The following is a 12,189-nucleotide window of genomic DNA, read 5'->3' as shown; positions in this document are numbered from 1 at the left end:
GAGGCGCGGGAGTGCATGTTCAAACTAACGTACTATAGACGTATTCAGCTTTCATTCCTAGTTCTTATTTTCATCCCGTTGATTGTCGTCTCGACCGTCTCATATTTGCTAATTCGCAGTTCGATGGTCGAGAAGCTGCAGCTCAGTAATGAGAATTTCCTGAACGTAATGACCGAGGAGATGAACAAGACTGTTGATGACGTCACGTTTGCTTCTCACTTTATTGTAAACGATGCCAATGTACGAGCCAATTTGAAGTCTTTTGCTGACACGGAGCGAATCAATAATTACAACGATTATTTGCTGTTTACACAAATTCAGGATTTATTCAATCTGATAAACACGAAGCCGCTGAACAACAATATTCGCATGTATCTCGTTAACCGCCAGCATTTTGTCTCTTCTTCTGGAACGGAGGATTTGACCGGGATGAAGGCCAGTGTGACACAGTTGATGAAGCGAGTGGATCTGAATGAGCCTGAGAAGCTGCAGTGGCTTGGCATGGCTGATAATGGTCTCGGCAAAAGAAGCTACTATATAGCCAGAGTTATCTATGATAGCCGGGAGAAGCAGTACGTGTCCGTGCTGCTTGTCTCGATTGCGGAATCCTATTTTAACAAGCTATTAAGTTCTGTGGAATTCGGTAAAGTGGCGTTGTTCGATTCTTCGGGGGAGTTGATCTCCGGGAATCCGGAATTGTCCTTAGCTAAAACGGAACCGAATGGTAATGTGCGATCGTCCCGTAATATTTCCAAGTCAAGCTGGACGCTCGTCTATGAGGCGTCGGAGAGGGAATGGTCTGGTCAGATTTCTCGGACGTTTTATACCGGACTGATCGTCGTCATTCTGCTGTTCTTGGTCTTCTCGATGACTTCGGTCTGGGTCGCCAAGAGGCTGCATAGTCCGGTCCATAAGCTGCAGCGGGTCGTTCGCCAATTCGGACTCGGTAATCTGGATGTACGGCTGGAGGTCAAAGGCAAGGATGAAATTGCTGAACTGGGCTATACGCTGAACATTATGCTGGATCAACTGCAGCAGTTAATCCATGATATCGAGCAGGAGCAGGAACAGAAGCGAGTCATGGAATTGGAAGCGCTGTTTATGCAGATTCGCCCTCATTTTCTAATCAATACGCTCAATTCGATTAAATGCAGTCTCATATTACAGCAGGACAAGCTGCATAGTGGAATTATTGATTCCCTTATAAGTCTACTGCGGGCTTATCTGAAGGTGAACGAACCAACCACATTGGAAGAAGAATGTAAGCTGCTCGCTCACTATGTAGATATTATGAAGATACGCAGTGAAATTCCGTTGAAGCTTGAGATTGATCTGGAGCCTATGACGAAAGAACTGATCGTACCTAAGCTTATCCTGCAGCCGCTTGTAGAGAATGCGATCGTGCATGGATTTGTGGATCATCCGTCACCAACGATTCGAGTTAGCTCGCGGTATACCGAAGGCGGAATCATGATTGAGATTGAGGATAATGGAAGCGGTATAGAAGAAGAGACGCTAGGACGGCTTAACCGCAGACTCATGTTCAACGATGATGAGGAAGGTACTTATCAGAGAGTAGGGTTGATCAATGTTGTTCAGAGATTGAGATTGACCTTTGGAGAGGAAGCTACAATGACGATCAGTAACCTCCAGCAGAAAGGTACTTTGGTTGCTCTGTATTTGCCTCTGGGGATGCACCATGTTTTTCTATCTGGGGGGAATGAATGATGTATAGAGTCATGCTTATCGACGATGATGTTCCCATGCTTAAAGTTCTGCAGCAGATGATCGATTGGGAAGCGAACAATCTGCAGATTGTCGGGACGACCTATTCAAGTGTAAAGGCCATGCATATGTTTGAAGAGGTACAGCCTGATATCGTAATTACAGACATTGGCCTGCCGCAGAAGAACGGAATTGAGCTGGCAGACAGCTTTAGCACGATGAAGCCGGATGTACGGGTGATCTTCCTGACCTGTTATGAAGATTTCAATTATGCCCAGCAGGCGGTCAAGCTTAAGGCGGATGACTATCTCATCAAAGACCAGCTGACAGCGGAGCAGCTGCAGAAGAGCTTAGAGAAGTCCGTTACGATCTTGAAGTCCAGAAGCGGTCTGATTCGTTGGAAGACTTCTAATTATAACAGCCAGCTATTCCGGCAGGATTTACTGAAAAGAGTTATTGACCGGGATCCTTCTGAGATGACGATGGCGTATGCTTCGCAAATCGGGATCTCATGGAATTATCCGTGGTTCCTACTAGGGGTCGTGAATGTACAATTTGCCAGCTTCGATAAGCGTTATAAAAAGAGTGAATATCAGCTTATTCTGTACGCGATATACAACATTGCGCTGGAGCTGTCTGAATCCTTTGAGGGAGTTACACCTATTCTAGGAAAAGACAACATCGCGGTTCTGTACAATTTCCGGATGAACTTAGCTCAGAATGCCACTCTGCATTTCAGCAATTTCCTGCAGCAGCTGCGTTCTCAGTGTGTTAACTACCTTAAGATTCAGCCTAGTATTGTATCGGTAACGGATAAAATGGAGCTGGATTCCGTGGGGCCAGTCTATCAGCAAATTTTGGATAGAAAATTGGAATTCTATGAAGTAGCCGAGTACACGATCACCGATATTTCCCAGAGTGCTGCCTCGATCTTCCAGCAGGTTCCGCAAGGTTTCTTAAATAGCTGCGTGTCGCAGCTGGAGCAGGCGGTAATCAAGCAAGACCTGAACGGTATACACAGTATTCTGCTAGAGATCGCTAGAAATGCGCGGGAATCGATGATCGAACCGAGTGATTTTGCGAAGGAGCTTTCTTTTATGCTGCGGGGTATTGAGCTGATGTTCTCTAATTTGAAGTTTGAAGAGGATCTGTTCAAATATCTTACCTCATCTCGTACATTAAGCGACTCTATGGAGCTGATTGAGAGGAAGCTCGTCCAGATTACGGAGAGTAGGGACAAGCAGGGAACGAGTACAACTCAGGAGCCGAAGCTGCAGGTCATTCAGCAATATATCGAGCAGCATCTTTCTGATAATATCACTTCGATTGATATGGCGCGTTATCTGTATTTGAATCCGAGCTATTTCTCTCGTTTTTTCAAGCGGATGACTGGGCTGACCTTTACCGATTATGTGCATCAGTACAAGATGAAGCTGGCGACAAAGATGCTGAAGATGTCCAATCAGAACTTAGAATCGATGGCGATCGGTCTGGGGTATTCGGACAGAACCTATTTCTCTAAAGTATTTAAGAAGTACGTAGGTACAACGCCTAGTGAATATAAGGCCAAGCATACGGCTCGCAAATAATCATATAGACTTGAAAAGGCGTGGTAAATTGTAGAACAATTTACCGCGCTTTTTGTATTACCAAAAGATCTGTATATCCATAACATCGGCACATAACTAGAAGGTCAAAATCGTGCACAATCCTAGTCATAATCACTCCTTCTAGTTACCTACGGATATATTACTATAATGGTAACTTATTAATTGTAGAGGTGATACAACGTGGAGGTAGTCAAACAACCCGTGCCGGACATCCAAAGAGAACCACGTAAGAAATTTTGGACTCCGCATCGCAAGGAAGCATTGATCGGTTGGCTTTTTCTTACGCCTGAAATTATCGGTATGCTGTTCCTTAATGTATTTGCTCTTGGATTTTCCCTATATTTGAGTTTATCGAAATGGGATCTACTAACCGGTGTGAAGGGAATTGAATTTACCGGATTCGATAACTATGTGAAGTTGTTCCATGATCCGACGATTATCCAAGCTGTTAAGAACAATCTTATCTATATGATACTGACCGTACCAATTCCGATTGCAATCGCTTTGGTGCTGGCAGTGCTCATTCAAAACAGCGTTTTCTTCAAAGATTATTTCAAAGTAGCATTCTTCATTCCGTACATTTCGTCGATTATCGCGGTAGCCGCGGTATGGAGCGCATTGTTCCACCCGTCTCTCGGTCCAATTAACCAGTTCTTGATGGATATCGGTATTTCCAATCCACCAAAATGGTTGGTTGATCCGAAGACATCATTATTGTCGATTGCCATTATCAGTTCATGGGCGAGCCTCGGTTACACCATTATTATCTACATGGCTGGTCTAACGAACATCTCCAATGAAATGTATGAAGCAGCAGATATTGACGGAGCAGGACCTTTGAAGAAATTCTTCTCAATCACTATACCTATGCTGCGTCCAACAACCTTCTTCTTGTTGATTACGATGCTGATCGGCTCGTTCAAAGTGTTCGACGTCATCGCGTATCTGACCGAAGGTGGTCCGAACAACTCTTCCATGGTACTGGTATACCGCATTTACGAGGAGGGCTTCGTATACCATAACATGGGCTATGCTTCCACCATTTCCTGGTTGCTATTTGGCATTATCGGCATAATTACAGCACTGACCTGGAAAATGAGAAATGAAGACTAGGGGGAATATCAAATGCAGCTAATTAGAAAAAACATGTCAAAAGCGATAATCACCGTCTTCATGGGTGCTCTGTCCATCGTATTCCTAATACCTCTCGTTTGGATGGTATCGGCAGCATTTAAATATGAGAAGGACGTAATGCGCTTTCCGATTCAATGGATTCCCGAGAAGATCAATGTAGCGTATAATTTTAAGACAGTCTGGATGGGGAAGGTTCCCTTCTATGAATTTTATTTCAACTCATTTAAGATCGCTATTATTACAACTATTATTACGCTGATTATCTCATCGATGTCGGCTTACGCTTTAACAAAAATCAATTTTAAAGGACGAAATTTCGTATTCCTGGGACTTTTATCTTTCATGATTATTCCAGATCAAGCGACATTAATTCCGCGCTTCTTGCTGGTTCGCTGGTTCGGGCTCTATAACACACATGCAGCGATTATATTTATGAGCATGTTCTCGATCTACTTTACATTCTTACTTCGGCAATTTATGATCGGCATCAGTGATGAGTTTGTTGAAGCAGCAAGAATCGATGGCGCAGGTCATGTGAAAATCTTCTTGTCCATTATGGTGCCGCTCTGTAAGCCGGTATTGGCAACCGTAGCTATTATCAAATTCATCTGGACCTGGAATGACTATCAGAATCCGCTCATTTTCTTACTGGACAGGGATCTGTACACCATTCCACTTGGAATGACACTGTTCCGTGATGACTTCACAAACAACTATGCGATTATGATGACAGCAGCTGTATCAGCAATTATTCCACTGCTGATCGTGTTCATCGCTCTGCAGAAACAGGTTATTAACGGAATTGCACTTGGTGGCGTGAAAGGCTGATCTCTGATCAGCCTTATCAAGAAAGAAAGCGCTATCGAAAAGTCAAAAATGTAATCCTATAACATCAAAATTTTGCACTAGGCCTTCGAGGCAACCGCCTATAATGAGACTTGTACAAGCACTACACAAAAAAAATCTTCAGTGCGGGGGGAACAAGATGAAACACAAGAGTAAAAGAAGTTTTTCGATCATTCTCGGTACGATTCTTACCATCAGCTTGATTTTAAGCGGATGCGGAAAATCTGGTAACGGAAATGCAACATCGGGCGCAAACAATTCCGGTAATACTAAATCTGACAAACAGGTTACGATCAAGTACTACAACTGGGATAACGATGCTCAAGCGGTTGGAACAGATGGAATGCTGAAGGAATTCATGGAACAGAATCCGGACATTAAGGTTGAGCATGTCATTCTTGTACCTGGTGATTCTGTTGAAATGGAAAAGAAACTCGACTTCTTGATCTCCTCTGGAGAATCCGTTGACGTAGTACAATTGTCAAGCTTGGGCTCTGCTATTGAACGCTCAGGTCGCGGAGCTTTCGCACCTTTGAATGAGTTCTATGATAAGGAAGGCGTTAAACCTGAAGATGAATACTGGGTTAATGCTAAGATTGACGATAAGTACTATGGCATGCAATATACCAAGAGCATCAACTACGTTATGATGAACAAAGATGCCTTGGATGAAGTTGGTCTTGAAGTTCCTAAATACGGATGGACTTGGGATGACTACCGTGAATATGCGAAGAAGTTGACGAAAGGCGAAGGCGTTGATAAACGTTATGGTACTTACTTCCATACTTGGGAGCTTTACATGAACGCTCCTGCTCAGACAATGATGAAGGACCCGTTCGTGTATGATGACGGTTCAACGATCCTGTCTGATCCATCGTATAAATATTTCTTCCAATTACGTAAAGATATGGAGACCCTTGACAAGTCGGCTAAGCCTTATTCAGACGTACTCGCTGCTAAGCTTGCTTATCGTACAGAGTTCTTCAACGAAGAAGCTGCTATGATTCTTACTGGTAACTTTACTATTGCGGATCCAGGTAATACAGAGCAATATCCGCATGACTTCAAGACTGCGTTTGCGCCGGTACCAGTACCTCCGGCAGGAGCTGAACCTAAAGATTATGAAGGCAAATACTTCACTAGTGGTTCGCAAATTGTAATGGGTGCTACTTCCAAGCATAAAGAAGAGTCTTATAAGCTGATGAGATTCATGACTACAGCAGATTCACCAAGCAGACAAGAATTCGCTGGCTACAAGAAAGCGAACAACGAAGAGTTGTTGAACAAGTTGGTTGCTGGCCATGAAGACATGTATGATATGGATTCACTCAAATACTCTTTGTTCGGCGATGACATTAAGTTCCTTGATGCTGGTGCGAAAATGACCAAAGCTAATGCAGAAATCACGAAAGTTATCGATGATGGTTTCAGCAAATTTATGCTTAGCAATGAGTCGCTTGATGATGTACTGAAGTGGATGGTAGATGAAGCGACGAAGTACATCAACGAGAAAGGCTACGTTGAATAATACGAGCCTGGCTAGATAGTAAAATTATAATTGCAATTGACATGCAAGGGCCCTCTCAATGATCTTTTGAACATATGAGACGGCCCTTTTTATCTAATTATAAATGATAACTTTATCGATATACATTTGCTGCTGGGCCTGGGGGACGTATCTAGTCGTACTTAATACAACAGAAATCATATAAAGGAGTGAATAAAGATGAATAATGAATTGAATAAGCAGCAATCGGATTATCTTATGACCATACCAAGCCCAGAGCAATTGACATTAGCATGGCAGGATCTTGAGCTGGGAATGTTCTGTCACTTTGGAATGAACACGTTCTGTGATCAGGAGTGGGGCGAGGGAAATGATTCGCCGTCCTTATTTAATCCGGTTGAGCTTGATGCTCATCAGTGGGTACGTACCGCCAAGGAAGCAGGATTTCGCTACTTCGTGCTCACAGCCAAGCATCAAGACGGCTTCTGTCTTTGGCCGACCTCAACGACCGATTATTCGATAAGCTCTAGTCCTTGGAGGGATGGGAAAGGAGATGTTGTACGGGATTGTGCGGATGCTTGCCGCGAAGAGGGAATTGGATTTGGTATATATTTATCCCCTTGGGATCGACATGAACCATGTTACTCTGATCCGCAGGCGTATGATAATTTCTATGCTAATCAATTAGAGGAGCTGCTAACGGGTTATGGCCCACTCGTTGAGATCTGGTTTGATGGGGTAGGCTCAGAAGGTAGAGAATATGATTGGAAACGAATTATGAACTTGGTCAAGCAGTATCAGCCGGATGCTATGGTTTTTAATATGGGAACACCAACCATATGCTGGGTAGGGAATGAGGGGCTTGCCCCTTACCCTTGCTGGAATGCAGCTGAATCCGACCGCGAGAGTATGTTTAGTGAAGCATCTTTGAAATGGCTAACGGGGACACCCCGCTGGGTACCAGCCGAATGCGATGTACCCATTCGCAAGGATCGATGGTTCTGGCATCCAGATGAGGAACATTTACTGCTCCCATTGGAGCAATTAATGGATATCTATTACAGGTCCGTTGGCCATGGGGCAACGTTACTATTGAATTTAGCGCCGGACAACCGGGGACTTATACCTGAGGCGGATGTGAGTCGCGTTATTGCTTTTGGGGATGAGATACATCGCCGATTCGATCATTCACTTGCAGAAATAACGGGTGAGGGTGAAGTGATTGAAATTGAGTTGCCAGAGAGTCTCGTTATCGACCATATTATCACTATGGAAGACATTGCTTTTGGAGAGCGGGTACGGGACTATATCATTGAGGTTTACTCCGATGGCCAATGGATGGAGATTATCCATGGGAGTGCAATCGGGCACAAAAAGATCGACAGGTTTACGCCGATCTCTGCCGACAAGGTACGATTAACGGTGCTCGAAGCATTTGAGCGTCCAATGATAAGACGATTCGCCTTGTTTTATTGTAAATAAGTTGATATGGCAACGACGTTGAATGACCTGAACCGATGGTGCATGTTATGAACACCTCCTAATCGTATAAAACGAACCGCTATTGTGAAAAATAGGATGTAGAGGTTTGAACAGGAAAGAGGTGAGTGCATTGGATGCTACATTTGGTGCAGATGAGGTTATTAATCGAATTAGGCGACTTCATTCTAATGGAGAAGCGGTTAGTAAAAAGCAAGTAAAGCAAACTGACCCTGAGTTAATGCGGAATGCTTTGTTTTATTTTCCGAGTTGGGATCATGCATTGAAGAACGCAGAGATTTTATAAGAATGAATCAAAGCCCTATACCTTATTTATCAGGTATAGGGCTTTGTCGTGATCTTAAGTTATTAACGGTTACCAAGCATTCACACCAAGCTTCTTAATCGTTTCGCTAATAAAGGCTGGCTCATCTTCTGGTCTGCGTGATGTTACTAGATTACGATCAACGACGACTTCTTGATCTACGAAAAACCCGCCAGCTTCCTTAATCTCATAGGCTAGTCCGGGATAGGAAGTTAATGTCCGACCTTCAAGCAAGCCTGCAGCACTCAATATTTGCGGCCCGTGGCAGATGGCTGCGATGGTTTTGTTTGCTTTGTTCGCCTGTTGTACAAAATTTTGTATATCCTTGTTGTTCATTAAGTGAGCGGGCGAACTGCCACCGGGAATAATAACAGCGTCATAATCATCCGCATTTGCATCTGCTATAGCCAAATGTGACGTATAGCTAATCGTTCCTTTTTTACCCTTCAATTCTTCCTTATCTTTTAATCCAATAATAACGGCTTCATGCCCGTTCTTCACCATTTCATCGTATGGGTTTTTCATTTCAGAATCCTCAAAGCCATCTGCCAATAAGAAAGCAACCTTTTTCGCTTGTACCATAATGTCACTCACCTTTCATATTACAAGTTACAGGTACATTACCCCTATCATGGTTATCTGAAAAATGAATATGCCTACTTCTTAAGGTCACTTTATTTTCAGCCGACCATGTCTATACACAGCGAGCCGAAATGTAGGAAAATATTGACACAATCATCAATTGATTTTATTCTATAGGTGTACAACTTTTTCTAAACTTAAGGGCAATGCATGTCTTTTTTATCCACCGTTTATGGATGAAGAGCACAACCCCACGTCAATCTCCGGGGGGTGTGCTCTTTTTTGATTTATTCAAATTAGACAGGAGGAAATGAATTATGATCAGAGAAGCCTTATACCATCGTCCCAAGAACAATTATGCTTATGCCTACGATGCAGATACCCTGCATATTCGGCTCCGTAGTAAGAAAGGTGACCTTGAGAGTGTAAAATTGATTTATGGAGATCCTTATCGCTGGGCAGAGGATGCGATGTTGTCGGATAAAATACCGATGGAGATTTCAGGTTCTGACGAGCTGTTTGATTATTGGTTCATCGCTATGAGACCTGAGAATAAACGGTTTGTCTATGTATTTGAAGTATCTGACGGAACGGAGTGCCTCGTATACGGTGAGAAAGGATTCACATTAGATGAGAAAGAGAACCGTTTCTTCCGGTTCCCTTATCTGAATGCCATCGATGTATTTGATGCACCGGCGTGGGTTAAAGACACGGTATGGTATCAAATCTTTCCGGAACGCTTCGCTAATGGTAATCCTGAGAGTAAAAGTAATGTTACCGACGCTTGGGGGGATGGACCTAAGCCACATAGCTTTTTCGGAGGCGATCTGGAAGGGATCATCCAGCATATTGATTATCTCGTAGAGCTAGGGATAAATGGTATTTATTTAAATCCTATCTTTGAATCTCCGACCAATCACAAATACGATACGACAGACTACATGGAGATCGATCCGCAGTTTGGAGATAAACAGACCTTCAAGAAATTAGTTGATGTCTGTCACGAGCGCGGGATCCGTGTCATGCTGGATGGGGTATTTAATCATGCTGGGTATCAATTCGAGCCGTTTCAGAACGTACTGAAAAATGGAGCTAAATCCCCATATGCAGATTGGTTCCATATCTATGAGCATGCAGTAGAGGAGGGCGAACTTCCCTCCTACGAAACGTTCGCTTTTGTTCCGGAAATGCCCAAATTAAATACGAGCAACCCTGAAGTGAAACAATATTTGCTTGGTGTAGCAAAATATTGGATTGAACAATTTAATATCGACGGCTGGCGTATGGATGTTGGTAATGAAATTGACCATGAATTTTGGCGGGAGTTCCGGAAGACTGTAAGATCGGTTAATGATCAAACTTATATCATAGCTGAAATATGGAATGATGCGATGCCTTGGCTGCAAGGTGATCAAATGGACTCTGTTATGAACTATCCGTTCACGGAAGCTACGAATGACTTTATCGCTAAGAATAAAATAGGGGCACGTGAGTATGGGGATCAAATCGTGAAGCATCTCCATCTGTATCCCGAAAATGTAAACGAAGTGATGTTTAATTTACTCGGTAGTCATGATACTGCTAGAATTTTGACATTGTGCGGAGAAGATACGGAAAAGCTAAAGTTAACTTTCTTACTTCTGATGACCTATCCGGGATCGCCTTGTGTTTTCTACGGAGATGAGATTGGCTTAACGGGAGATGGGGATGACTTTGCCTACTATCGTAAATGCATGGTGTGGGAGAAGGATCAACAGGACACTGATTTATTAGCTTTTGTTCAACGCCTGATCCAGCTTAGAAAGACACTGGGACCGCTTACTGGGAATGCACAGTATTCCATTGTGGAGGCCGACAATGATTCAAATCACCTCGTCTTTAGTAGAACTTATGAGAATGAGAAAGTCATCGTTGCGCTGAATAACGGGGCAGAAGACAAGAAAATTATTCTACCAGTGCAAGCTGTAGGTAAGAACATTACGAATGCTTGGACCCATGAACCACTACAACTTGACTCGGACGGCTTAAGCTTTACACTGCAACCGAAGCAATTTTTGATTATTCATACGGACATATAAAAGATTTAGTCTACACCTGGTCGTTGTGGTATCCTATAATGGATCGCCATGACGACCTTTTTTTCTCCTTAAGAGGTTGTTGAACTCGTATATATGGATAATATATTGTAGTGATTTGAGATGCGATTCAAGGATATAATTGATTATGACTATTAACAAAAAGCGGGTGAATGAATGGAAGGTATCGTGGATTTAATGGATTATTTTACCGAGCCAAACCTAGAACTTTTGCTGGATAAATACCGGTCCTTGGGGCCTCTTCCCGGGATCTTCCTTACGTTTATGAAATCTTTTATTCCCCCATTGCCCACAATTTTGATTGTTGGTGCGAATGCAGCCATTTATGGTATGTGGATGGGATTTTTATATTCATGGATTGGATTAGTAGCAGGTTGTCTTGTAACATTCTTAATCATACGTAAAGTAGCTTCGTCTGCTTTTTTACAACGGTGGGAGAGAAAACCTAAGGTGCAGCGAGCCATGGTATGGGCTCGTCGGAATGGATTTAGTTTTGTATTCTTATTGAGCATGTTACCAGTTGGTCCATTCGTAGTGATTAACATGGCAGCGGGGCTATCCCGTATGTCCATTCGTTCCTTTATAATCGCGGTAGCTCTGGGTAAAGGGATCATGGTGTTCTGTGTATCCTATATTGGAACTCATATTTCAGATTTTGCTTCCCAGCCATTAAAGCTCCTTGGAGTTGTAGGATTTATTGCTTTTTCCTTATGGTTGAACAGAAAGCTACAAGCCTACTATACATCGACGCGAAAAGACACATTGCTTGAACAACAGCAGCAAGCACAAGCATTTACAGAACAAATATAACAAGAAAGGCAATGGCTAATCAGCCGTTGCCTTTTTTATGTTTTAGAATATTGGCCATCGAACGAACCGTTCAAT

Annotated in this window: 10 protein-coding genes; 9 read left to right on the top strand and 1 reads right to left on the bottom strand. The window is 43.0% G+C overall.

All coding sequences use genetic code 11. The features are described from left to right. The first annotated feature begins 15 nt into the window (after window positions 1-15). The 7 genes from IEW05_RS24100 to IEW05_RS24070 all read left to right on the top strand — a co-directional run bounded on the left by IEW05_RS24100 (window position 16) and on the right by IEW05_RS24070 (window position 8,608). Window positions 16-1,728, top strand: coding sequence for a cache domain-containing sensor histidine kinase (locus IEW05_RS24100; RefSeq protein ID WP_188542431.1), 1,713 nt, complete (start codon window positions 16-18; stop codon window positions 1,726-1,728). Further along, on the top strand, window positions 1,728-3,314 hold the full coding sequence (locus tag IEW05_RS24095; protein ID WP_444543958.1) for a response regulator transcription factor: 1,587 nt from the start codon (window positions 1,728-1,730) through the stop codon (window positions 3,312-3,314). Before IEW05_RS24100 ends, IEW05_RS24095 begins: the two co-directional genes overlap by 1 nt. A gap of 201 nt (window positions 3,315-3,515) precedes the next feature. After that, on the top strand, window positions 3,516-4,448 hold the full coding sequence (locus IEW05_RS24090; protein WP_188542429.1) for a carbohydrate ABC transporter permease: 933 nt from the start codon (window positions 3,516-3,518) through the stop codon (window positions 4,446-4,448). Between the two features lie 12 nt (window positions 4,449-4,460). Continuing rightward, a complete protein-coding gene (locus tag IEW05_RS24085; RefSeq protein WP_188542428.1) occupies window positions 4,461-5,297 on the top strand; it encodes a carbohydrate ABC transporter permease in 837 nt (278 codons plus the stop codon). A 157-nt stretch (window positions 5,298-5,454) separates the two neighbouring features. Further along, on the top strand, window positions 5,455-6,843 hold the full coding sequence (locus IEW05_RS24080) for an ABC transporter substrate-binding protein (protein ID WP_188542427.1): 1,389 nt from the start codon (window positions 5,455-5,457) through the stop codon (window positions 6,841-6,843). A gap of 198 nt (window positions 6,844-7,041) precedes the next feature. Continuing rightward, on the top strand, window positions 7,042-8,304 hold the full coding sequence (locus tag IEW05_RS24075; protein ID WP_188542426.1) for an alpha-L-fucosidase: 1,263 nt from the start codon (window positions 7,042-7,044) through the stop codon (window positions 8,302-8,304). 106 nt (window positions 8,305-8,410) lie between these two features. Further along, window positions 8,411-8,608 (top strand): hypothetical protein, encoded by a 198-nt coding sequence (locus IEW05_RS24070; protein WP_188542470.1) that lies wholly within the window; start codon window positions 8,411-8,413, stop codon window positions 8,606-8,608. Between the two features lie 69 nt (window positions 8,609-8,677). Here the strand turns inward: IEW05_RS24070 and IEW05_RS24065 are convergent, their stop codons facing one another. Continuing rightward, the gene (locus tag IEW05_RS24065; protein ID WP_188542425.1) at window positions 8,678-9,208 is read right to left on the bottom strand and encodes a DJ-1/PfpI/YhbO family deglycase/protease; all 531 of its coding nucleotides are present in this window, start codon (window positions 9,206-9,208) and stop codon (window positions 8,678-8,680) included. Between the two features lie 317 nt (window positions 9,209-9,525). On the opposite strand from IEW05_RS24065, the gene IEW05_RS24060 reads away from it, so the two are divergent. Both IEW05_RS24060 and IEW05_RS24055 read left to right on the top strand, forming a co-directional pair. Further along, a complete protein-coding gene (locus IEW05_RS24060; RefSeq protein WP_188542424.1) occupies window positions 9,526-11,286 on the top strand; it encodes an alpha-glycosidase in 1,761 nt (586 codons plus the stop codon). 174 nt (window positions 11,287-11,460) lie between these two features. Further along, window positions 11,461-12,114 (top strand): TVP38/TMEM64 family protein, encoded by a 654-nt coding sequence (locus IEW05_RS24055; protein WP_188542423.1) that lies wholly within the window; start codon window positions 11,461-11,463, stop codon window positions 12,112-12,114. Window positions 12,115-12,189: the final 75 nt, after the last annotated feature.

This window comes from Paenibacillus segetis, assembly GCF_014639155.1.
Classification (GTDB): Bacteria; Bacillota; Bacilli; order Paenibacillales; family Paenibacillaceae; genus Fontibacillus; species Fontibacillus segetis.
The sequence above is the reverse complement of the archived record's forward strand: the minus strand, read 5'-3'. Positions and strand labels throughout refer to the sequence as shown.

Bases quoted from the DNA above. Each gene is read 5' to 3' on its own strand.
- IEW05_RS24080 (WP_188542427.1), top strand. From the start codon at position 5,455: ATGAAACACAAGAGTAAAAGAAGTTTTTCGATCATTCTCGGTACGATT.
- IEW05_RS24075 (WP_188542426.1), top strand. From the start codon at position 7,042: ATGAATAATGAATTGAATAAGCAGCAATCGGATTATCTTATGACCATA.
- IEW05_RS24100 (WP_188542431.1), top strand. From the start codon at position 16: ATGTTCAAACTAACGTACTATAGACGTATTCAGCTTTCATTCCTAGTT.
- IEW05_RS24060 (WP_188542424.1), top strand. From the start codon at position 9,526: ATGATCAGAGAAGCCTTATACCATCGTCCCAAGAACAATTATGCTTAT.
- IEW05_RS24065 (WP_188542425.1), bottom strand. From the start codon at position 9,208: ATGGTACAAGCGAAAAAGGTTGCTTTCTTATTGGCAGATGGCTTTGAG.
- IEW05_RS24085 (WP_188542428.1), top strand. From the start codon at position 4,461: ATGCAGCTAATTAGAAAAAACATGTCAAAAGCGATAATCACCGTCTTC.
- IEW05_RS24095 (WP_444543958.1), top strand. From the start codon at position 1,728: ATGTATAGAGTCATGCTTATCGACGATGATGTTCCCATGCTTAAAGTT.
- IEW05_RS24055 (WP_188542423.1), top strand. From the start codon at position 11,461: ATGGAAGGTATCGTGGATTTAATGGATTATTTTACCGAGCCAAACCTA.